Genomic DNA, 23,221 nt, shown 5'->3' on the forward strand with positions numbered 1-23,221 from the left:
AAATGGAAATGACAGCTGAACAAGCCAAAAGTCGCAGCAGTGTGATACCTATGGCAATAGTGGCGATATTGTTTTTCGTGCTGGGTTTTGCCACCTGGCTGAACGGTTCGCTTATGCCGTATTTAAAGCAGATGCTTATGCTGACACCTTTTCAGGCGTCGTTAGTGGTATTTTCCTTCTACATTGCCGTCACCTTTACCGCGCTACCATCGGCATGGATTATCCGTAAAGTGGGTTATAAAAGTGGCATGGCGCTGGGTATGGCAACCATGATGCTGGCTGGTCTGTTGTATATTCCGGCGGCACAAACGCAAACTTTTGCCCTGTTTTTACTGGCTCAACTGGTGATCGGTACCGGCCAGACATTGCTGCAAACAGCGGTTAACCCTTATGTGGTTAAAATTGGCCCGGAAGAAACGGCAGCTGTGCGTATCAGTATCATGGGTATTTTAAACAAAACTGCAGGTGTGGTTGCACCTGTGGTATTTACGGCGCTAATGGCCAATAGCTTTGTTGCTTCGCCGGATACCGCTTTGACGGGAGCACAGATAGATGAAATGGCATCTGCTTTAGTGGTGCCTTATCTGGGGCTGGCAGCGTTTTTAGGGCTGTTGGCACTGGCGGTCAAGTTTTCGCCGTTACCAGAGCTGGAAAAAGAAAGCGCAGACAATAACAATGCAATGCAGATAAAAGCAGCACTGGCAAGACCAAGTCTGGCTTTGGGTGTACTGGCACTATTTGTTTACGTAGCAGTAGAAGTGATCGCTGGCGATACTATAGGTTTATTTGCGTTATCGCTGGGCGTTGAACGTTATACCGTTATGACCTCTTACACTATGGGCTGTATGGTGCTGGGTTATGTACTGGGCATAGTTTTAATTCCGCGGGTACTGTCGCAGCAAACTGCGCTGGCGGTATCTGCCGTGTTAGGTGTAGTGCTGGTGCTGGCAATAGTACTGGGAGATACTTCATCTTATGCTCTGGCAAACAGCCTGCTTGTGCCTTTTGGTGGCACTGCTTTGCCTGACACCTTACTGTACATCGCTGTACTTGGATTAGCTAATGCCATTGTCTGGCCTGCGGTGTGGCCTTTGGCGTTGTCCGGTTTAGGTGCATTAACCAGCACCGGTTCAGCACTGCTCATCATGGGGATTGCCGGCGGTGCTTTTGGGCCCTTGTTCTGGGGGCTGGCCAGTGGCACGGGACTGGGGCAGCAGGGCGCTTATATCGTTATGTTGCCATGTTATCTGTTTATTCTGTTTTATGCGCTTAAAGGCCATAAGATGACAAGCTGGAAATAATGGCAAGCAGCTCACGTTTTTATGCATTAGATGCACTGCGTGGGTTGGCTATAGCGCTGATGATCCTGGTGAATACGCCGGGATCCTGGCAGCACGTTTATAGCCCGCTGCTGCACGCTTCCTGGGATGGTTTCACCTTTGCCGATATTGTCTTTCCGGCATTTCTATTCGTCGTCGGCGCGGCGATGTTTTATGCTCTGCGCCATGCCAGCCTGACACCGGCTACCGTGCAGCGTATTGTTAAGCGCGGCCTGCTACTGGTGGCCATCGGCATTTTGCTGAACTGGTTTCCTTTTACCAAACCGCTTGCTGAACTGCGACTGCCGGGTGTACTGCAGCGTATAGGCTTGTGTTATACGCTGGCAGCGCCGCTGGTGCTGTTGATTAAGGTGCGTTATATACCGCTTCTTAGCATAGCGCTGCTTGTGCTGTACTGGATGTTATTGCTTATTTTTGGCAGCGGGCAGCCTTTTAGTCTGGCGGGTAATGCTGTGTTAAAGCTGGATATGCTGCTGTTTGGGCCGAACCATCTTTATCAGGGTTTTGGTATCTCTTTTGACCCGGAAGGGTTACTCAGCACTTTGCCAGCGGTTGTCTCAGTATTGGTGGGGTACTATGTCGCGACTAACCTTGTTCAGCACAGTGCCAAAGCTGGTGCGCTGTGGCTGGTTAAGTGTGCTACGGTGTTGTTCATTGCCGCCTGGTTATGCAGTATGTTCTGGCCGGTGAATAAAGCCTTATGGAGCGGCAGCTACGTACTGCTTTCCAGCGCTATTATGTTGCTGATACTGGCCGTACTGGTATGGGTTTCAGATGTGCTGGCAAAACGTGCGCTGGTACAGCCGCTTATTACTTACGGCACCAATCCTCTATTTATCTATATTTTGTCGTGGCTGTGGGCGGTCTGTCTGTCACTTATCCCGGCAGGCGATAGCAATTTATACCAGTACAGTTTTGAGCTACTTACTACCGTACTGGCACCAAAGCAGGCTTCGTTATTGTTTGCCGTGCTGCATGTACTGTGGTTTTGGTGGTTATCGCGTGTGCTATATCAGCGTAATATTATTATCCGCCTGTAGTCTGCAGGCAGATAATAATATTTAACGTGTCAGAAACGGTATTCCCAGGTAGCGGCTATGCTACCGCGTTTTATTTCCAGCTCGGGCTGCGGTGATTTATCAAATACCCGGCCTTCAATACTGAGTAAACCGTTGAAAAACGGCTGCCGGTATTCCAGCCGTAACTGCCAGTTCTTTAACGCTGAACTGGCGGCCAGGAACTCACCGCGCAGTACACTGACAGCCCAGCTGTAGCCTTCAAATGTCTGGTACCGGTAACCGGCTGACAATACACGTGCATCGCTGCCATAACCACTGCCTATTACTCTGCCGTAGCGCCGGTAGCCCTGGGGGTAAATATCGCCCTCGTAGGCACAGTGGCCGGCAGTCAATGCATCTTCGCAGCGGATATAAGTATCAGACCATTCAAGATTTAACGTGTGAACAGCGCTGGAGTGACCAAAAAATGTTCTTACGCCATATAACTGCAGCGGTTTGCTCAGGTTGCCGCCGTTGTTATCGTCTGCCAGTTCGGTGTAAAAACTGAACGGGCGATCAAACAAGCTGGTATGAAATGTCAGATCAACCGCTGCCATATTGTCTGAGTTCATCTTGTCGTCAAGCAGCAGCATGTCGGTAAAAGCATCTAAGCCGTTGTCCAATGTATCACCGCCCCACTGGCTGATACGGGACAACCCAAGCTCCAGCTGGGGGTGCGGACGGGCACTGAAGCGGGCACCGAAATACTTGATTTGCCGCGGCAGGCTGTTGTGTTCACCCTGACCAATGAACGTGGTAAAACTCCAGGGCCCTAGCCAGCTGAATAGAGCGCTTTCACTGGGCTGCCAGCTGTGTCGGCTTAGTCTTATTGATGGAATAGGGCGGGCGTTATTACTTACCAGCAAAGCGGTTTGCTGCCCCGGGCCCCACCACATAGGTTGCTGATCCAGCGCCAGCACCCAGTTACCGGTGAGCAGTGCTAAATAGCTGCCGTCGTAAGTCAAATCCTGTTCAGTGCTGCCATTTTCTGTTTGGCGGTAATTAACCTGAGTTTTTGCGGCCCAACCATCACCAAGATACTCTTTGAACAAACTGACAGCACTTTTTTCAACATAGGTTTCGCCAAAGCTTTGAAACAATGACGGATCACTGCTGCCCCTTACCTTCATGCCCGCAATATAATTTTTCTGACTGGCGTTTAGTGCAGAACGTACATGCGCCAGCGCAAATTCTAACTCTGGTGTTGGCTGCTCCTGGGCGGATGCTAAATCTGCGACAATGTTTTTCCACATCAGCGGGTAGGTATTCACCGGGCCGGATATTACGCCGGCATGCGCCAGAGTCTGCAGTGACTGGCGCAAGTAGTTGTCTGTGGTATCAACCCAGGGCGCAGCCGCAGCTGGCACCGTGCAGAGCAAGGCTGCAGCCATTGAAAGTTTTTTTGTCATACGTTCAGTCTGGTTTTAAGCGCTGTTTCTACGTGGACCGGGACAAAGCTGGAAACATCACCACCGTGACGGCAAACCTCTTTGACCAGAGTGGAAGAGATAAAGGTATTTTTTTCTGACGGCGTCATAAAAATGCTGTCCAGCGCGGGGTTAAGTTGCCGGTTCATGCTGGCAAGCTGGAATTCGTACTCAAAATCAGCCACCGCCCTGACACCGCGGATAAGCACCTGGGCGGCGTTATCCTCGGCAAATTTTGCCAATAGGCCGGAAAAACCAATCACGCTAACATTACTGATGCCGGTAAATGCCTGTTGTGCCAGCGCGACGCGCTCTTCCAGCGTAAACAGCGGTTGTTTGCTCGGGTTGGCGGCAACACCCACTATTACGGTGTCAAACATACGGGCGGCGCGCTGCACCAAATCGGCATGGCCGTTGGTCAGTGGGTCAAAAGTGCCTGGGTAAATTGCTTTTATTTTCATTATGTTGTCGGCATTCCTGGGTAAGGGCAAAAGCCTGGTACAAGCTGTGACTAGAGTTTTTAGTCAATTTGGCGTTACTATAGCAAATTAAATTCGCTAACCATAAGCCTGTTTCGCAGATGGAAAAGAAGTTAAGAACCAAAGATAAAATTCTGCAAGCCAGCATAGAATTGTTCAATCAGGTCGGTGAACGTCAGGTTACCACTAACCATATCGCTGCTCATTTAGGCATCAGTCCGGGTAATTTGTATTACCACTTTCGTAATAAAGAAGACATCGTACGGCAGATTTTTAAAGAGTACGCCAAGTTACTGGAAACTAAAATTAAGCCGCCGTCTGATAAAGCAGAGGCTTTGGATACGTTGGCAAATTATCTGGATGCCGTGTTTGAGCTGATGTGGCGGTTTCATTTCTTCTACGCCAATTTGCCGGATATTTTATCGCGGGACCCGGCATTACAGCAGGACTATCAACAGGTACAGCAAGGCGTGCTAATGCGTGTTACTGCAGTGCTTAAAGCCCTGAAACAATCTGATATTATTGATATTGATGACGAAGATATTACTGACCTGGCTCATAGCATTAAGTTGCTGGTTACGTTTTGGATCAGTTATCTGAAAACCCAGGCACCGGATAAAGATATTGATCAGGCCAGTGTTTATAAGGGGGTTTTAAAAGTACTGCTACTGTTCAAACCATACGCCACGGTGCAGGCAAAACCGCGTATTACCCGGCTGCAACAACATTATGAGGCGCTCGCCGGCGACGTTCAGCTGTTGTAGGCTAAACTTGACAGCAGCAGGTCTGAGCAGCGGCGCCAATTGAGCAAAACCCCTGCACAGCACCGATATTAGCTATACAATAGCGCCGTTTTTTCTGTTCTCTCTACCCCGTAACAGGAGGCTTTATGCGCAGCAGCGCTTTTCTGCAACACCTACAACAACAAATAGATGATGTTAAAGCAGAAGGTTTATACAAAGCAGAACGTATTATTACGTCGCAGCAGCAAGCCAGTGTCGATGTTGGCGGCGAGCAGGTACTGAATTTCTGCGCCAATAACTACCTGGGGTTAGCAAACCATGCTGATCTTATCGCCGCCGCGAAACACGGCCTGGACAGCCATGGTTTTGGTGTGGCGTCAGTGCGTTTTATCTGTGGTACTCAGGATATTCACAAGCAGCTGGAGCAGAGCATCAGCGAGTTTCTTGGCACAGAAGATACTATTTTATATTCCTCTTGTTTTGATGCGAACGGCGGCTTATTTGAAACGCTGCTTGGTGCTGAAGACGCCATTATTTCCGATGCATTAAACCATGCGTCCATTATCGATGGCGTGCGGTTGTGCAAAGCAAAACGTTACCGCTATGCCAATAATGATATGGCCGAGCTTGAAGCTCAGCTAAAACAGGCTGAAGCCGATGGTGCACGCTTTAAGCTGATTGCGACCGACGGTGTGTTCTCAATGGACGGTGTTATTGCTGATTTAAAAGCCGTATGCGATTTGGCTGATAAATATGGCGCCATGGTGATGGTAGATGACAGCCACGCAGTCGGCTTTGTCGGTAAACACGGCCGCGGCACACATGAATACTGTGGTGTGATGGACAGAGTGGACATTATTACCGGTACTTTGGGTAAAGCGCTGGGTGGCGCATCAGGCGGTTATACCTCTGGTAAGAAAGAAGTGATTGAATGGCTGCGCCAACGCTCACGGCCTTATTTGTTCTCAAACTCGCTGGCACCGTCGATAGCATCGGCGTCGATCAAAGTACTTCAGATGTTAAAGCAAGGCGACGACTTAAGAGCAAAGTTATGGCAGAACGCCGATTACTTCCGCGAGAAAATGTCAGCCGCCGGTTTTACTCTGACAGGGAAAGACCATGCCATTATCCCGGTGATGCTGGGCGACGCCAAAGTCGCTGCCGAGATGGCCAAACGTATGTTGGCAGAGGGAATTTATGTGGTCGGTTTCTCTTTCCCGGTGGTGCCTAAAGGCCAGGCCCGGATCCGTACCCAGATTTCTGCAGCGCACAGTAAAGAGCAACTGGACAAGGCAATTGATGCCTTTATCCGTATAGGTAAAGACATGGGCGTGATCGCATAAGGGCGGGGCGTAAAGATGAAAGCATTAGCAAAATTAAAAGCAGAACCCGGCATCTGGCAAACCGAAGTCGATAAGCCGGAAGTCGGGCCAAACGATGTGCTTATCCGCATCAGAAAAACCGCTATTTGTGGTACCGATGTGCACATTTATAAATGGGACGAATGGGCACAAAATACTATTCCTCACGGCATGGTAGTAGGCCACGAATATGTCGGTGTGGTCGAGGGTATGGGTTCTGAGGTGCGCGGCTTTAAAGTGGGTGACCGCGTGTCAGGCGAAGGCCATATTACCTGTGGTTACTGCCGCAACTGCCGCGCAGGTCGTGTGCATTTATGCCGCAACACCACCGGGGTTGGTGTTAACCGCCCGGGCGCTTTTGCCGAATATCTGGTGATCCCGGCCTACAATGCGTTTAAATTGCCGGACAATATTCCGGACAACATCGCAGCTATTTTCGACCCCTTCGGTAACGCGGTGCATACTGCGTTGTCGTTCGATTTAGTTGGTGAAGATGTGCTGATAACCGGTGCCGGTCCTATCGGTATTATGGCAGCAGCAGTAGCGCGGCATGTTGGTGCCCGCCATGTGGTTATTACCGACGTAAACCCGTACCGCTTAGAGCTGGCGCTGAAAATGGGGGCCACCCGTGCCGTGGATGTCAGCAAGCAAAACCTTAAAGATGTCATGAAAGAGCTGGGCATGACCGAAGGCTTTGATGTTGGCCTGGAAATGTCAGGCGTACCGGCAGCGTTTCGCAGTATGCTCGACACCATGAACCATGGCGGTAAAATTGCCATGCTCGGCATTCCACCCTCTGATATGGCAATTGACTGGAACAAGGTTATTTTCAAAGGCCTTATCATTAAAGGCATTTACGGCCGTGAAATGTTTGAAACCTGGTACAAAATGGCCAGTTTGATTCAGTCCGGACTTGATTTGTCCCCAATGATCACGCACGAAATGCCAGTGTCACGTTTTCAGGAAGGCTTTGACATTATGTGCTCAGGGCAGTCTGGTAAAGTGGTACTAAACTGGTACTGACAATTAAAACCGCACACTACACCGATGATAAAAAGGCGAACTGAGGTTCGCTTTTTTATTGTCGGTTTTTTTTTCAATCAAGATTGGGCTCTAACACAGGACCCGAACTGAATTGGCCTAATATGCTGATATAAAGCTGAATTTTTTGTTGGATTGGTTTATGCATTACAGATGTTGCAAGTTTTTGCAAAAACACAATCTATAACAATATTCAGAGGTATATCCATGTTGAAGTCCATACTATTTGCTGTTGCGACAGTAGTGTTAAGCAGTTTTGCTTTACCTCAAACCGCACAGGCCACACCTATTATTACGCAAGATTTTCTGTTTGAAGACGGTTCACTGTTGGGCACCTTGTCGGTAGATATTAATAATATTGACGAAGAAGGGAATGTGCTTGAGTGGGAGGTTTTCCAGTTGTTTGGTGTTGATATAGCCTTCGCAGCACTCTTCGTTGCTGAGTTTGACCCGTCAGATTTATTTGCAGGCTTTAGTTTCCTGACCTTTGACGTTTCAGATGTAGGTAACATATTGGCTTTCCAAGGTTTCTGGGATACTGACTTTGGTTATATGGATGTCTTTACTACAGCTGGTGACTTCGTTGTTGACACAAACTTTGTGCTAAGCGCTGCGTCAGTCAATGTACCAGAACCAGGCACTATGTTTTTACTGTTAGCCAGTGTTGGTGGCTTATTACTGCGTCGCCGTGTTTAAGCTGTTAACTCTGTTAAGCGCTAAAGTGTCAGCTTTTTTATCAATAACATTACAGCTGTAAATATTTGTTATCTGTATGCTGTGGTCGTTAAAGCTGGGCTTTGGTCTGGGATAGTTAAAAGAAGGTGTCTGATTTTTATACAGTGACGTAAAAACATACTGCCACTCTTTAGCATTAACCCGGCTGTTATGCTGCTTTGCAGGCAAAAAATACGTGTTGCGAAAGATAAAAATAAACGGAGAACGAGCATGCAACTTACCAAAATTATGACCAGAACCGCCCTTGCGGTAGCGGTCGCAGCGGGCGTAGCGCACGCCCAGCAAATGAATAACCCTTATGAAGTTCAGATAAACCCGGCATTATTAAAACAAGAAGCTGTTGATGCCGGAGTCGCCCCGTATATTGTGCAGGTAAAAGGTAAAACCGGCATCGAAAAAGCACAGGAGTTAGGCGAACTGATGCCAGCGCGTCAGTCTGTTACCCGGGCGCTGAACCGCTATAACTCATCATCGTCAAGGCTGCAAACCTATACCAAAAGCCTGAAGGCGTTACATCAGAATCTGGCGGCGCAAAGCGGTGCTGATAAACTGATCTATTCTTACACCCACACTTTTAACGGCTTTTCAGCCAAGATGACAGCTGCTCAGGCAGAAGCGTTGCGTAATCACCCGAATGTTGCGGGTGTATGGCGTGACGAAGCGCAGCAGATGACGACGTCCAATACGCCAGCGTTTTTAGGCTTAACCAGCTCACCTGATGGCCTGCACACACTGGGTGTTAAAGGTGAAGATGTGGTTATCGGTGTTGTCGATAGCGGTATCTGGCCAGAGCATCCAAGCTTTGCTGATGATGGCTCTTACGCGCCGCTGGCCGGTTGGAACGGCACCTGTGACGTGGGTGAAGACCCGGAATTTAGCTGTAATAACAAATTGATCGGTGCGCGCTATTTCAAGAGCACTTTTGAAAGTGTGTATGAAATTCAGCCTGGTGAATTTATTTCACCCCGTGACGCGGATAACCATGGTACTCACGTATCCTCGACTGCTGGTGGTAATGAAGGCGTTACAGCGGTATTTAATGGCACACCTGTGGCTACTGTATCCGGTATAGCTCCACGCGCGCGTATCGCTATGTATAAGGCCTGTTGGAACAGTGATTACGTAAGCCCTGAAGGCGTAAACGAGCGTGGCTGTTTCTACGGCGACACTATGGCGGCGATTGATCAGGCAGTGGCTGATGGCGTAGACGTCATTAACTATTCGATCGGTGGTGACAGAACCAACCTGACGACTGTATCAGCTGCGGCTAAATTACGTGCTGCTCAGGCAGGTGTATTTGTGTCAGTGTCTGCAGGTAACGATGGCCCGACAGCAAGCACCATCGGTACGCCAGCACCCTGGGTAACTACGGTAGCAGCATCAACTTATGATGGTTTGAGCATCGCTAACGGTATCGAAGTGACTGCTGGCCCACTGCAGGGAACCTATATTGCAGTAGAGGGTGTAACGTCAACTCCTCTTAACCAGACAGGTGATATCAGTGCCGATGTTGTTGTTGCAGAACCATTGCTGGCATGTGCTGAGCTAACAAATGCTGCTGAAATTGCAGGCAAATTTGCGTTAATTCAACGCGGTACCTGTAGTTTTGATATCAAAATTGCAGCAGCAGAAGCAGCTGGCGCGGCTGGCGTGATTGTGTATAACAACTCTGCCGTTGCGCCTATTCCTATGGGCGGAACCGGTAGCTTTGGCATTCCGGCAGTGATGACAACTTTGGCAGCAGGCAGTGCCTTTAATGCTGAAATCACTGGTGGCGGTGTGGTCAATGTTAAAATGAGCCCATCAGTATTCGTTGATGATGTGGTTGAAGTGGGTAATATTATGGCGGGCTTCTCGTCACGCGGCCCCAACCTGTCCACTTTTGACGTGATCAAGCCTGATATCACCGCACCTGGTGTGAAAATTCTGGCGGGTGCGTCTTCTCAGCCTATGTTAGCTCCGCCAGGTAATAGCTTTACCTACCTGCAGGGTACATCAATGTCTAGCCCGCATATTGCAGGTATGGCAGCGTTGGTAAAAGAAGTGCATCCAGACTGGTCTGCAGCTATGGTGAAATCAGCGCTGATGACTACAGCGCGGCAAAATGTCACCAAGGAAAACGGCGTTACGCCGGCCGATCCGTTTGATTTTGGTGCTGGTCATGCAGTGCCTAATAAGGCTACGCAACCAGGTCTGACCTACGATATTGCCAACAACGACTACTTTGCGTTCCTGTGCGGTATCGGCAACAGTAGCTTTGTCGTTAATACCACAGGCTCTACCTGTGCCCAGTTTGAAGCCGCCGGCTACGACACTGACCCAAGCCAGCTGAACCTGCCATCTATGGCGATAGCTGAGTTAACCGGTGCCGAAACGCTGACCCGTGTGGTAACAGATGTTAGTGGCTCTGGCTCGGTATATACCGCAACTGTTGAAGCGCCTGCCGGTGTTGATGTTGAAGTTATTACCAACGACGGTGCTAATCAGATGACGGTGGCTGCCAATGCATCAGTGGCTTATGGTGTGAAATTTACACCTAACGCTAATGCAACCATCGGCCAGTGGGTATTTGGTGCTATTACCTGGTCTAACGGTGTGCATAGTGTACGCAGCCCTATTGCTATTAAAGTAGAATCGCCGCAACTCATAGTGGCACCTGCTGTAATTGGCGGTGAGGTTAAAGCGAAATCTGGTCGTTTAAGCTTCCAGGTTGATATGCGCTACAGTGGCACTACCAGCGCTTCGGTGGTAGGTGTCAGTGCACCGTTTGGTTCAACCCGCACTGTGACTCAAGACCCGGATCGGACCTTTAGTTTTAATGAACCTGGTTTAGGCTTCCATGCCTTCCTGGTGCCTGAAGGGACCCGGGTAGCCCGTTTCAGTTTGAATGAAGCTTTGGCTTCTGTACCGGGTGCTGACCTTGACCTGTATGTTTACCGCTGCATAGCGCTGTCGTGTTCAGCAGTAGGTTCTTCTGCAGCGTCAGGTGGTAATGAGGTAGTGACGCTACGCGACCCTGCTCCGGCAGCAAATGACGCAGCGGGTGACTTCTATCTGGTGTTTGTACATGCGTATGACTTGCTGGGTGCGACAGAGGCTGAATACACTATGCCACTGTGGATTGTTGATGCTCAGGAAAGCACTACCCGCATTGTTGCCAGCCCACGGGCTATTATGGGCCGGTCAAACATTGTTACGGTGATGACGTCTAACCTGACAGCCAGTCCATTGCCTTACCTGGGTGTGGCATCATTTAAAGATGCGGATGGTATTGAACATTCATCAACGTTGATTGAAGTGTTTGCTAATCAGTAACTGATGATATGAAGAAAGCTGTGTGATGCTGCACAGTATGTAAAAAAAATCCGGTGGTTAACCACCGGATTTTTTATTTTCTGCTATCAGGGCTGATAAGTCGCCGTTAATGTTAAGCCACTTACCGCGCTGTAGCCATATACAGAGATATACCAGGTTGCGGCCTGAGGGTTGGTGAAACTGCAGCTTTCAGTATTGCCTGTATTATAAGGCCGGCAATCATAGCTGGTGGTTGTCGGCTGGCTGCCACGTTTTACATATAAGTCAGCATCACCGCTGCCGCCAGACGTATTAACGGTTAGGCTGCTCATGCCTGCCGGCACTGTAACTGTGTAGTGTTTCCAGCTGCGGCGCGCAATGCTGACGTTTGATTCTGTCATTGTTGCCCCCTGGTTAGTACCGCCACCGCTTGCAGCAGTGTAATCAGCCAGTAGTGACACACCGGAATAGGCACTGTAACCGTTTAGCATAATGTAGTAAGTGCCGGCCTGAGGCGCTGTGAAGCTGCAACTTTCATTATTGCCGCTTTTATAAGGCCGGCAATCATAGACTGAGCTGGTTGGCTGACTGCCAGACTTAATATACATGTCGGCATCGCCGCTGCCACCGGACATGGTAATAGTCAGGTTAGAGGCACCTGAAGGAACGGTAAAGGTATAAAGCGTACTGCTACCTGCGGCACCACTGATGCCAGTAGTGGCAACGCCTTTTACCAACTCATTTCCTGCAGGTGGTTGTGGCTCGCTGCCATTGCCGTCACAACCATTCTGAGCAATATAATCGTAAGCCGCTTTAGTGCGAACCAGACCATAACCATATGAGTTGTCGCGTCCTGCCGTGCCTAAATCTTCTGCTGTTGTGGCCAGCACATTTCGGATTTGGGCGTTAGTACACTGTGGATAATGGCTCCACAGTAAGGCAGCTACACCTGCAACGTGCGGAGAAGCCATAGAGGTGCCGCTCATCAGGCCGTAGTTACTGGCACCTGAATTCAGGCTGGCAGTTTGGTTAAGTTTAGTCATTAATGCCTGACCAACAGCCTGAGTTACAGCCAACGCCGGAATGGTGGTACCAGGGTTATCACCCAAAGTGCCGCCGAAATCGCCCGCTTCGTTGTTGTAGATAATTGCTGCCAGGCCACCGCCGGCTTCACAAGACTGTACTTTCTGCACGAAACTGACGTTACCACGCTCGATCAGGCAAATCTTATTGCTGACGCCGGAGCAGGTGCTTTCTGCTAAACCACAACTGGCCAGAGGGGCATTGGCGCTGCCATCTGACGAGTTGGTCATAGGGCTGCTGTCGTAGCTGCTACTACCTACACTTAACGTGGCTTCAAGGCCGGTTCCCTCGGGATATGTCGAGCGTATGTCTACTCCCGGGCCAGACAGCTCTACCTGACTATTACGCTGCGAGAAATCAGCCAGCTGCTTATTTTTGTCAATTGCAGCAACGGATATGACAGAGTTGTAAGATGCAGGATACGACAGAGCAGTGTTACCGTCGTTGCCTGCTGCAGCAATCAGCAATACGCCGGCATCAAAGGCTGCCTGCATCGCATTGGATTCTGTGGTGCTGGAGCCTTCGCCACCCAAACTCATGTTAATTACCGTGGCGCCATTGCTGACACAGGTATTAACAGCATTAGATAGGGTAGAGCTATAACCCCAGCCATCGTCGTTAAACACTTTGATAATATGCAGTTTCACATTGGCGTTAGGCATAACACCGAGCATACCGGTGGCATTGTTAAGTGCCGCTATGGTGCCGGCAACATGAGTACCGTGCGGGCCACCGTTATCATACCAATTACCTGTACCAGAGTTATTGGTACCGGTGATGTTCGCGTTCAGAAAATCTTCATGTGGTAAGTCCAGGCCGGAATCAATCACACATACTTTTTGATTGGATGCAAAATCATCACTGACCTGATTCGCCTGTACCATGGTATAGCCGTATGGTATCTGCTGTGCCATCGGGTAGCGCTTATAGTCCTCTTCAATCAGCTCAATAGCGCTGTCGTGCGCCAAAGTGGCAAGCTCCGCTGCTGATAATTCAACGGCCAAAGCTGATTGGGCGGCAAGCACTTCTTTTACGCTGTTGCCACGTAATTCAAACTGCGCTTTGTAGTGTTGCAGGTTGTTTAATCTGCGCTGCGTCGCGCTGGTGTTAAATGTCCCCGGGCTGGCAAGCTCAAGTTGTTGTTGCTTATATTTCACGATGTAGCGCTTGGCTTCGGCTGTAGCAGCTTGCTGACTTTTAGCCGCAGTAATGACCGGGCTGGCATAACGGCTGGCCTGATCTGCAGCTTGTGCAGTTGCCGTAACAGTCAGTAAAGTCGCTGGCAGGCAAAGTAATGCCAGCTTATTAAGGGTGAACTGAGGTTTTTTCATCTGTTTCTCGAATTATTTATTGTTGTATGTTTCCTGGATGATGACGGCTTACTGCAACCTTGCGGTAACATCTATGACCCTTTTAACTAAATTGTAACTTTGTGTAAATCTGTGAAATGGTGACATTTGTTACAACTTCAGCACAGCAGTCGGTCTTGTCTGGAAAAAAGGTCTTTTTACGATTCGCCAGGACGGAGACATGGCAGCGAAAATAAGCGTTGTCCTGAGGTTATGAAATGCGTACCTGCTTTCTGATATGTCAATTAGGTATAAATTATAATAATTGCTGCTAAGCGGTCGGCGATTGCATCCGCCTGCAGAGTCGCCGACAATAGCGAACTTTGAGTGTCAGCGGGTAGAGCCCTAATGCAGCAGTGGGATGTAATTGTGGTCGGCGCCGGTGCAGCCGGGCTTATGTGTGCAATAGAAGCCGGCAAACGCGGTCGGCGTGTATTGGTGTTGGATAATGGTAAGCGGGTCGGGCGCAAAATTCTGATGTCCGGTGGTGGCCGTTGCAATTTCACTAACATGTATGCCGGGCCGGAAAATTTTCTGTCGCAAAATAAGCACTTCTGTAAGTCTGCCTTGAGCCGCTATACGCAGTGGGATTTTATTGCGTTGGTGCAAAAGCACAGTATTGCGTATCACGAAAAATCACTGGGGCAGCTATTTTGTGACGATAGCGCGAAAGATATCGTCGATATGCTGTTAAAAGAAGCGAAAGATGCCAATGTGCAACTCGCTTTGCAGCAAAATATTACCGCTGTCAGTTTTGCTGACGGCCAGTATACGGTTAGCACACCAGAGCTCAGCCAACAGTGCCAAAGCCTGGTGATCGCCAGTGGCGGCCTGAGTTTGCCTAATTTAGGCGCCACTGCTTTTGGTTTTCAGCTGGCCGAACAGTTTGGCTTAAAGGTACTGCCACTGCGCGCTGCACTGGTGCCTTTAACCTGGCAGCCGGCAGACAAGGCAGTGTTTGAGGAAATAAGCGGCGTATCGCTGCCGGTAACGGCAGAGGCCAATGGCACCGTGTTCCCGGAAGATATGCTTTTTACCCACCGCGGTTTAAGCGGGCCAGCCATATTGCAAATATCCAGTTATTGGCAGCCAGGCGAGGACGTTACAGTGAATATGTCACCGCAAACTGACATCACTGAATTCTTGGCCGCGCAACAGCAAGCTCATCCGGAGCAGGAATTAAAAACCGCGCTGGCTAAGCTGTTACCGAAGCGGTTGGTTGAAAAGCTAATCGACATCAAGGCGGTTAATAATCAACCGCTGAAAACCCTGCACAGTAAAAGTATGCGCCAGATAGCTGATACACTGCATAGCTACGTGTTTAAACCTAATGGTACCGAAGGCTACCGCACTGCGGAAGTAACCATCGGTGGGGTGGATACTGATGGCTTATCTTCAAAAACTATGGAAGCAAAACATCAACCTGGTTTGTATTTTATCGGTGAAGTAGTCGACGTAACCGGCTGGTTAGGGGGCTACAACTTCCAGTGGGCCTGGGCCAGTGGCTGGGTAGCTGGCCAGTATTGTTAGTGTGGGGTTGCAATGAAAAAACTTTCTAAAGTACAACTAAAGCAACAAGCAGCGGTGCTGGAGGCTGTAACAGCGCTGGAGCAACAAGCGCTCGAAGCGTTGCCAGGCACTGTGCAGTGTTGGTTTAGTATGGAGTATGAGGCTTTCCCTGGCTCCTTACTGGTGCGGCTGCAGTTTAGCAGCCGGCCTTATCTGGATGACGCCCAGCCCCAACTGTTGCTGTGGCAAAAGAAGCTCAGTGCTTTGCTGCTGAAAAAGGGCGTAGTGCTAAAAGATATGCGTAAGCATCTGGTATTTACATTAAGTGGGCCGGACGACTAACTGCGTTCAGCACAGATTCTGCCACAGGATAAAACTAGCAATGAAATACTATATTGGCGCCTATGCCGCCTCGCCTAATCAAACAGGTTGGAACCCGCAACTGGAAACTGCGTATTACGATGAGCTTAAGCAACTGCCTAACATTAAAGGGTTGGAACATCCATTTCTGGGCAAGTTACATGGCCATGATGACAACTGGTTCTTAGCCAATATCGCACCGCAGTGGGACTATGTGTTTACCTGCATTCCCGGCATTATGAATGCCCTTGGGCGCAATCCGCAGTTTGGTTTGGCATCCTGTAACACAGCGGGTAGACAACAAGCACTGGACTTTATGCAACAAGCCTGCAATGCGGTTGCCAAACTCAATAGCCATCTTGGCCGCCAGGCCGTTAAGGCCGTGATGTTGCAGACAGCGCCTGCGCGCGATCAGGCCGCTGCGTCAGCAGATGCACTTTATCAGTCACTGAGCACCATGCAGCAGTGGGACTGGCAGGGTGCGCAACTGTTAATCGAGCATTGCGATGCCTATGTGCCAGCGCACGTGCCCTCTAAAGGGTTTCTGTCGCTGAGCGATGAGATAGCTGTGCTGAACAGACTCAATACGGTGTCAGACCAGGCGCATAAAATGGGTATTGTCATCAACTGGGGCCGTTCGGTGTTTGAAACGAGGCGGCCGGACGGGGCGCTGGAGCACATTATGGCTGTTCAGGCTGCGGGCTTGTTGAGTGGGCTGATGTTTTCTGGGGTGTCTGATCAAGATACTGAGTATGGTGCCTGGCGCGACAGCCATCAGCCACCGCAAAGCAGTGAGCTGGTACAACACGGCGAGCCTGGCAGCTGGATGACTGAGCAGGCAATACATCAATGCCTCGCTGCTGTTGAGGATCTGAGCCGGCTGTCGGTGCTCGGGGCTAAAATTGGTATCCGCCCTCATCAGGCATCAGTCGAACTGCGTATTGCTTATATTCGCGATATGCTCGCTATTTTAGACCGGTACTGTTAGCGCCTACACAAAAGGCGCAAAGCCGCCTTTGGTGTCAATCTGAGAGACATCGACATACATTCTGCCGCGTAGAGCCGTATGCACCGGCACAGGCGAGCGCAGTCCGGTAATGTTGAAGCGGTACAGTACCGACTCGTCAGCCAGCCCGGTTAAAAAATGGATATTGTCTTTTTCGTCATGGTTGGTGGTATAGCCACCTGCAGCCAGGTCTTTGTCGACTGTTTTATGGCAGATCACGCCATCTTGCTGGTATTCCGACACATCATAATGGCGGATATTGACCAGACCTTTCAGTACTAAAAAGCCTGATAGTACACCTCTGTGGGCATGCGCAGGAATGCTATCGCCTTTTTTCAGTAACAAAACATCAATTCTGATGCGGGCATGGCGTAACAGATAAAGCCTTTTTTTCCACAGCGAAAAAGGCCTGAACAATAAAGATGGTGACTGTGTCGGGATATCCAGAATATCTGTCTTATAGCCATGCTGTTTTAGTCTGGGGTAGACGTTATCAAAGTTAATCTCGTTCAGAAGCTGCGGTATATCCACATGCTGATAATACCGGTTTAGCTCAGCGTCTAAATGATAGGTGTCTGTTTTGTTGAGATACAGCTTAGACGCTTGCCCCAGCAGCACATCCGTCGGATTGCTGCTTTTACATAGCGCCGGCTGCATAAACCGGATCAGAAGCGATTTAACAAATCCTGTTGTTAACATATTGTGCATGATATTGACTCTTCAGGGGCCAAAAAATGACACAGCTTATCCGGTTCGTCAAATTTCTGAGCGCAATTAATTGCCAAATAGCCCGCTGCTTTTATATGGCGGAAGCGACCGTTGCCTTTTCTGCCGGTTTGACCGCTTTTCACCGTTTCGCATTACATCTTTATAAAATCTTTATACGCATGGCGTAAATCTTTAGAAAAGCTTTACAACACAACAGCCGCGAAAGGGGTAGGCTTTGCGGCATCTGAAACAGGGTTTGTGTTGTAATGTCTGATTACTCCTTTGTCCTCAATGTTAGTGTTGTCAATAACAAGCGTTTTTTTTACCGGGTGATTGGTTATTTGCTGGCGTGCCTTGCTGTAGCGCAGCTTGCTACTATGGCCGTCAGTTTTATGTTGCACGACAAGGCATTCTGGAACTTTCTGTTGTCTGCGTTAGTGACTGCCTGTGCTGGCGTGGCATTGCTAATGCGGTCAAACGGCGCTACAGAACTGAAAAAACGCTATTTGTTTTTACTTACCACACTATGCTGGTTGTCGGTGTGCGCTTTTGCGGCTTTGCCGCTGTATCTGAGTTTGCCGCAACTGAGTATAACGGACGCCTGGTTTGAAGCGGTGTCCGCTATTACTACGACAGGCTCTACCGTGCTTAGCGGGCTGGATACTATGCCCAAAGCCGTGTTGCTTTGGCGTGCTATTTTGCAATGGATTGGTGGCATTGGCATTATTGTGATGGCAATCGCGATATTGCCGGCGTTGAAAATTGGTGGCATGAAGCTGTTTAAAACAGAAAGTTCGGATATTTCGGAGAAAATACTGCCGCGCAGCAGCCATTTGTCCGGTTCTATTTTATTGGTTTATCTGGCCATAAGTGCTGGCGCCACGCTAAGTTACTATATTGGCGGCATGTCATGGTTTGATGCATTGACGCATGCCATGACATCGGCCGCGACCGGCGGTTTTGCAAACTATGATGCCTCTTTTGGCTATTTTAATGACAAACCCTGGCTATTGTGGCTAAGCAGTGTCTGGATGGCGCTGGCCGCTTTGCCATTTGTGCTGTTTGTGGGTATGGCACGTGGTGATAAATGGGCGCTGTTGCGCGACCCTCAGGTTAAAGCTTTTATTGCAATTGTGTTGGTTGCCGCCATACTGCTGGCGTTATACCAGATAGCGCATAATGGTCGGGATTGGTTTTCAGCATTAACCCACAGTGTGTTTAATGTGGTGTCCGTCATTACCACTTGTGGATACGCCTCTGAGGACTATACGAAGTGGGGGGCGTTTGCGGTTGTGCTGTTCTTTTACCTGACATTTAGTGGTGGTTGCTCTGGCTCAACCTCGGGTGGGTTGAAGATTTTCCGAACTCAGCTGGCGGGGTATTTATTGCTGAAACAGCTGAATTTACTTATTCACCCCAACGCAGTATGGACGCGCAAATACGGTAGCAAAAAGCTCGATGATAGTTTGCTGGGCGCGGTATTAGCGTTTGGCTTTATCTATTTTGCCACTGTGGCCGCTTTAGCACTGATTTTGTCGATGTATAATCTGGACTTTGTAACCGCACTGACAGGTGCTGCCACCGCGGTGGGAAATGTTGGTCCCGGGCTGGGTGACATCATCGGCCCGGCCGGTAATTTCTCAACCCTGCCCGATGGTGCCAAGTGGTGGTTAACGCTGGGTATGTTGCTTGGCCGGCTGGAGATCCTGACAATGTTGTTATTATTTACGCCAATGTACTGGCGCTACTGAGGTGGCTATCAGATGAAACTTACACCGGCCAGACATTATGCAGTATGGCAGCTGATGCTATTAGCCCTGCTTGTGCCGGTACTGATTGCATTGCTGCTGTTGCCGGGGCGTGATTTATTAACCACCACCGATGTTGCCATGTTACAGCTGCTATGGGTAACCTGGATGGCACAGCAAGCCGGACAGCGCTGGGCAGTTATTACCACGGTAAGCAGTGTCTTACTGCTCGACTGGTTTTTTGTTGAACCCTATAACACCTTATATGTGCACCAGATTGACTATCTGATTACCTTTATTGTGATGTTACTGCTGGGGAGCTTTATTGGCCGCTTGTCCGGGCGCTTACGCATTGAACTGGCGCGGGCCAAAAAACATATGCGCCAGCGCCAGCTATTAGCCAATAAAACCCGCCAGGTTCGTTTTCAGGCGGAGCTGGAGCACAGCCGCGCTATGCTGCTTAGGTCTATCTCACATGATTTACGCACACCGCTGGCAACGATTATGGGTGCATCAAGCATGCTGGCTGACAAAGAGCTGACATTGAGCCGTGAAGTGATAAAGCAGCAAGCTGAGAATATTTTTCAGCAAAGCAGTTTACTCAGTCAGCACTTTGACAAAGTGATGGAATTAAGCCGGGTGCAACAGCCGCAGCAAACGCTGGCCCTCGTTGAGCTGGATGTTGCCGACATTGTCTCTGCCGCGATAAGCCGGCGGGCACAGCTGTTAAACGGCTTGCCACTACAGACAGAGCTGACGGGCTCAAGGTGTATTGCAGATAGCACTTTGTTAGAAATCGCGCTGGCTAATATGCTGGAAAATGCGGTGCGCCATGGTGCTGCGCCGGTGATTGTCAGCTTTGCACAGAATAATGGCTACTATAGTTTGCAGGTCAGTAATGCGCTGGCGCCGCGACACCACAGTCAGCGTGATAGTGGCACCGGGCTGGGTGCCGCCATTTGCAAAGCGGTAATGCAATTACATGATGGTCAATTCATTCTACAAGTACCTTCGGGCAACGGTGTATTAGCGCAACTGCGCTGGCCTCTGCCTGCTAACGTGGCCAAGGAGTCGTAATATGGCTGATACGATATTGGTACTGGAAGATGATCCGGCTATGCAAAGCTTCCTGACCACTTTGCTAAATAGTCAGCAATATCAGGTGCTGAGCTTTAGCGCAGGTCTGCCGGCATTACAGAGCCTGGTCTCGCAGCCGGCAGCACTTATTTTACTGGACTTGGGACTCTCTGATATGGATGGCCAGCTCTGGCTGCAGCAATTACGTAGCTGGTGTGATATACCTGTGATTGTGATCTCAGCCCGCCATAGTGAGCAGGATAAAGTTCAGGCGCTGGATAATGGCGCCAATGATTATGTCACTAAGCCGTTCAGTGCTGCAGAGCTAATGGCCAGGGTGCGTGCGAACCTGCGCAAAGTGGCGCCCGGCCAGCAGTTGTTTGTGTTCGGTGATGTGCAGCTGGATCCGATAAGCCGTACGGTGCAGCGCGCTGGGCAACAGGTTCATCTGACTAAAACCGAATATGACATTTTATTACTACTGATGCGGCACTGCGACAAGGTACTGACACATAACCAGATTTTGACTCAGGTTTGGGGTAAAGCTTATGTTGACCGGCCGGAATATGTGCGGGTGCACGTGGCGCAGTTGCGGCAAAAGCTTGAGGCTAATCCGGCAGCGCCAATGTATCTTAAAACAGAACCCGGCGTTGGCTACCGCCTGGCAGCCAACATACCGGGTTAAATAACTAGTTGGTCTTTTCTGCTGGTGTGCGGTACTTCTCGAACCACGCCAGCATATATTCTACTTTTTCAATCATCCGGCTTGGCCGGTTAGAAATACCATGTGGCGAGCCAGGAATACGCACCATCGCCGTATCAATACGCCGAAGTTTCAGCGCCTGATAAAACTGCTCTGATTCCGAGATCGGCGTACGCCTGTCGCTTTCACCGGTGATCAGAATCGTTGGTGTCGTGACATTGCCGACCAGGCTCAGCGGTGAGCGCTGCCAGTAATGCTCAACATTTTCCCAAGGTACACCCGGAAACTGATGAAAAGTCTGGTAGGTATAAGAGTCGCCGGTCAGCACTTTGCTTAGCCAGTTGATAATAGGTTTAACAACTGCTGCCGCTTTATATCTGTTGGTCAGGCCAATGGCATAGGCGGTCGCGATACCACCGGCAGAACCACCGCCGATAAACAGATTATTTTCATCGATAAAACCGAGTTTAAGCATCGCGTTTACGCCGCTGTCGTGATCGGCATAGTCTTCCGGTGAGCTGTATTTATTATGTAGCAACATCGCAAACCGTTCGCCATAAGATGAGCTGCCGCGGTGATTGTCGTAAAACACCACATAACCTTCTTTGGCATAGCGCTGCATTTCGGCGCTCCATTGCGGGCCGTAGGCTAAATGCGGGCCGCCGTGAATTTCCAGCAGTAACGGATATTTTTTCGCCGGGTCGAAATCCGGAGGTGTCATATACCAGCCCTGGATCTCTTCGCCGTCAAATGAAGATTTATAGGTAATTTCATGCACCTGAGCCAGTTTCTTGTGGTCTAACAAATCTTCGTTAAGGGCAGTCAGCACTGTGCTTTTGCCTTTTTGCAGCACTGCAACATCACTTGGACGCTGGCTGGTGCCATGGGTGTAGGCTATTACGCCATTGTCCGACACACTGTACTGGCCGCTCAAATAAGGTTGTGGCTGGCTGACACCGCCTAAACTGGCCGTCAGGTCGGTCAGTTTGCCTTTACTGGTTAAGCTGGCCAGTTTGCGCTGACCGCGATCATCGTACTGCACGACAAAGCTGGAGTTACTCAGCCAGTTCGGGCTATCAATACTGCGGTCAAAGTCTGGTGCGATATCAGTGATAGTATTATTACCCAGCGTAAGTACTTTCAACTTGCTGTTGCTATAAGGCACCAGGTCATTGCTTTGCCACAGGAAAGCCAGTTGCTTGCCATCAGGCGAGAACACCGGAGATGACTCATCGCCCGTGATTGTGGTTAGTGCTGTCAGTTGCTCTGTGGCTAAATCCAGTCGGTACAGGTTGCTGTCGCGTGGCTGAAACTCCCACTCAGCATCCAGATTGGCTGAGAACACCAGTGCTTTACTGTCAGGTGTGAACTGTAAATCGCTGCCATAGTGGAAATCGCCTTTGGTCAGCTGGCGCTCGGTGCCACCACTGGCTGGCAGAATAAAGATCTGCCTGAACTCGGGTTTAAGAAACCCCTGACCATCTGCCTGATAACGCACTCTGTCCAGTACGACTGCCGAATCAGACCATTTTGCCCCTGCAGGCTTTTTCACCTTCTTAACCCGTTGTTTTACGTTGGCCTCGCTGGCCATCACATTCATCGTAAACGCCAGCTGCTTGCCGTCCGGTGACCAGGTCAGGTTGGACGGGCTGTTTTGCAGCGTTGATAACTGTGCAGTTTTATTCTCCGCCAGCCAGTGCAGGTGAATTTGGCGCTTGCCGCTAACATCCGAGATAAACGCCAGTTGCTTACCGTCGGCAGACCAACGCGGTTGGCTATAGTTAAACTTATCAGCAAACAATGGGAGCTGTTTACCGGTTTTGACATCCAGCAGCCACAAGGTTGTGTGCGTGCTGTCTGTCATGATGTCGTTGCTGGCGCGAACATAAACGATTTTGCTGCCATCGGGGGATATTTGCACATCACTGGCATATTCCAGCGCAAATATATCTTCTGCTTCAAAGTAACGGCTGCTGGCGCTGGTTGGCGTCTGGCTTACAGTATCAGCCTGCAACACACTGCTGCCCAGGCTCAGACTGGCGGTAATAGCCAGCGCTGAGCGGGTAAAAGTAGACATAAATCCCCCGGATATTATTAATTTTGTCGTTTGTGCCGTTAAGCTATCCTGATCTGTTTGCCGTTACAAACCTGTTAGCGGCAAATTGAAGGTTTTAAGCGGCATAGTCCTAAACCCCATTGC

The 23,221-nt window shown here is 49.7% G+C and carries 18 protein-coding genes; 13 read left to right on the top strand and 5 right to left on the bottom strand.

The window, feature by feature from the left end; translation table 11 throughout:
* Positions 1 to 8: 8 nt before the first annotated feature.
* Both nagP and LHL18_RS08335 read left to right on the top strand, forming a co-directional pair.
* Positions 9 to 1,301 carry an N-acetylglucosamine MFS transporter NagP gene (nagP, locus tag LHL18_RS08330; RefSeq protein WP_134052381.1) on the top strand — a complete coding sequence of 431 codons (1,293 nt, stop codon included), beginning with the start codon at positions 9 to 11 and terminating at the stop codon, positions 1,299 to 1,301.
* Positions 1,301 to 2,380, top strand: a complete 1,080-nt coding sequence (locus tag LHL18_RS08335; protein WP_226766570.1) for an acyltransferase family protein — start codon at positions 1,301 to 1,303, stop codon at positions 2,378 to 2,380. Before nagP ends, LHL18_RS08335 begins: the two co-directional genes overlap by 1 nt.
* 29 nt (positions 2,381 to 2,409) lie before the next feature.
* Here LHL18_RS08335 and LHL18_RS08340 read toward each other — a convergent pair whose 3' ends face one another.
* Entirely contained in the window at positions 2,410 to 3,807 is a 1,398-nt protein-coding gene (locus tag LHL18_RS08340) for a capsule assembly Wzi family protein (RefSeq protein WP_226766572.1), read from the bottom strand.
* Positions 3,804 to 4,286 (bottom strand): pantetheine-phosphate adenylyltransferase, encoded by a 483-nt coding sequence (gene coaD, locus LHL18_RS08345; protein ID WP_264190108.1) that lies wholly within the window; start codon positions 4,284 to 4,286, stop codon positions 3,804 to 3,806. Before coaD ends, LHL18_RS08340 begins: the two co-directional genes overlap by 4 nt.
* Positions 4,287 to 4,405: 119 nt before the next feature.
* Between coaD and LHL18_RS08350 the strand changes: the two genes are divergently transcribed.
* The 5 genes from LHL18_RS08350 to LHL18_RS19780 all read left to right on the top strand — a co-directional run bounded on the left by LHL18_RS08350 (position 4,406) and on the right by LHL18_RS19780 (position 11,499).
* On the top strand, positions 4,406 to 5,068 hold the full coding sequence (locus LHL18_RS08350) for a TetR/AcrR family transcriptional regulator (protein WP_134052373.1): 663 nt from the start codon (positions 4,406 to 4,408) through the stop codon (positions 5,066 to 5,068).
* Between the two features lie 125 nt (positions 5,069 to 5,193).
* Positions 5,194 to 6,390, top strand: a complete 1,197-nt coding sequence (locus LHL18_RS08355) for a glycine C-acetyltransferase (protein WP_226766574.1) — start codon at positions 5,194 to 5,196, stop codon at positions 6,388 to 6,390.
* Between the two features lie 15 nt (positions 6,391 to 6,405).
* Positions 6,406 to 7,431: an L-threonine 3-dehydrogenase gene (gene tdh / locus LHL18_RS08360; protein ID WP_226766576.1), complete on the top strand. Its 1,026-nt coding sequence runs from the start codon at positions 6,406 to 6,408 to the stop codon at positions 7,429 to 7,431.
* Positions 7,432 to 7,656: 225 nt separating this feature from the next.
* On the top strand, positions 7,657 to 8,145 hold the full coding sequence (locus LHL18_RS08365; RefSeq protein WP_226766577.1) for a PEP-CTERM sorting domain-containing protein: 489 nt from the start codon (positions 7,657 to 7,659) through the stop codon (positions 8,143 to 8,145).
* A 249-nt stretch (positions 8,146 to 8,394) separates the two neighbouring features.
* Positions 8,395 to 11,499, top strand: a complete 3,105-nt coding sequence (locus LHL18_RS19780; RefSeq protein ID WP_319004167.1) for a S8 family serine peptidase — start codon at positions 8,395 to 8,397, stop codon at positions 11,497 to 11,499.
* Positions 11,500 to 11,585: 86 nt separating this feature from the next.
* Here the strand turns inward: LHL18_RS19780 and LHL18_RS19785 are convergent, their stop codons facing one another.
* Positions 11,586 to 13,892, bottom strand: a complete 2,307-nt coding sequence (locus LHL18_RS19785; protein ID WP_319004168.1) for a S8 family serine peptidase — start codon at positions 13,890 to 13,892, stop codon at positions 11,586 to 11,588.
* Between the two features lie 366 nt (positions 13,893 to 14,258).
* Here LHL18_RS19785 and LHL18_RS08400 point away from each other — a divergent pair, with 366 nt between their 5' ends.
* From LHL18_RS08400 to LHL18_RS08410, 3 genes are read left to right on the top strand one after another with little or no spacing between them, the layout of a single operon-like run.
* Positions 14,259 to 15,440 carry a BaiN/RdsA family NAD(P)/FAD-dependent oxidoreductase gene (locus LHL18_RS08400; RefSeq protein ID WP_226766579.1) on the top strand — a complete coding sequence of 394 codons (1,182 nt, stop codon included), beginning with the start codon at positions 14,259 to 14,261 and terminating at the stop codon, positions 15,438 to 15,440.
* Positions 15,441 to 15,452: 12 nt separating this feature from the next.
* Positions 15,453 to 15,761 (top strand): hypothetical protein, encoded by a 309-nt coding sequence (locus LHL18_RS08405; protein WP_226766581.1) that lies wholly within the window; start codon positions 15,453 to 15,455, stop codon positions 15,759 to 15,761.
* A 40-nt stretch (positions 15,762 to 15,801) separates the two neighbouring features.
* Positions 15,802 to 16,767: a DUF4862 family protein gene (locus LHL18_RS08410; protein WP_226766583.1), complete on the top strand. Its 966-nt coding sequence runs from the start codon at positions 15,802 to 15,804 to the stop codon at positions 16,765 to 16,767.
* 3 nt (positions 16,768 to 16,770) lie between these two features.
* Here the strand turns inward: LHL18_RS08410 and LHL18_RS08415 are convergent, their stop codons facing one another.
* Positions 16,771 to 17,493 (bottom strand): hypothetical protein, encoded by a 723-nt coding sequence (locus LHL18_RS08415; RefSeq protein ID WP_226766584.1) that lies wholly within the window; start codon positions 17,491 to 17,493, stop codon positions 16,771 to 16,773.
* Positions 17,494 to 17,759: 266 nt separating this feature from the next.
* On the opposite strand from LHL18_RS08415, the gene LHL18_RS08420 reads away from it, so the two are divergent.
* The 3 genes from LHL18_RS08420 to LHL18_RS08430 are packed head-to-tail and all read left to right on the top strand — an operon-like array spanning position 17,760 to position 21,003.
* Positions 17,760 to 19,244 (top strand): TrkH family potassium uptake protein, encoded by a 1,485-nt coding sequence (locus tag LHL18_RS08420; protein WP_134052353.1) that lies wholly within the window; start codon positions 17,760 to 17,762, stop codon positions 19,242 to 19,244.
* 12 nt (positions 19,245 to 19,256) lie between these two features.
* Positions 19,257 to 20,318, top strand: coding sequence for a sensor histidine kinase (locus tag LHL18_RS08425; RefSeq protein ID WP_226766586.1), 1,062 nt, complete (start codon positions 19,257 to 19,259; stop codon positions 20,316 to 20,318).
* 1 nt (position 20,319) lies between these two features.
* Positions 20,320 to 21,003: a response regulator transcription factor gene (locus LHL18_RS08430; protein WP_226766588.1), complete on the top strand. Its 684-nt coding sequence runs from the start codon at positions 20,320 to 20,322 to the stop codon at positions 21,001 to 21,003.
* A 4-nt stretch (positions 21,004 to 21,007) separates the two neighbouring features.
* Here LHL18_RS08430 and LHL18_RS08435 read toward each other — a convergent pair whose 3' ends face one another.
* Positions 21,008 to 23,098, bottom strand: coding sequence for a S9 family peptidase (locus tag LHL18_RS08435; protein WP_226766590.1), 2,091 nt, complete (start codon positions 23,096 to 23,098; stop codon positions 21,008 to 21,010).
* Positions 23,099 to 23,221: the final 123 nt, after the last annotated feature.

The organism is Rheinheimera aquimaris, from assembly GCF_020531985.1.
GTDB classification, from domain to species: Bacteria; Pseudomonadota; Gammaproteobacteria; order Enterobacterales; family Alteromonadaceae; genus Alishewanella; species Alishewanella aquimaris.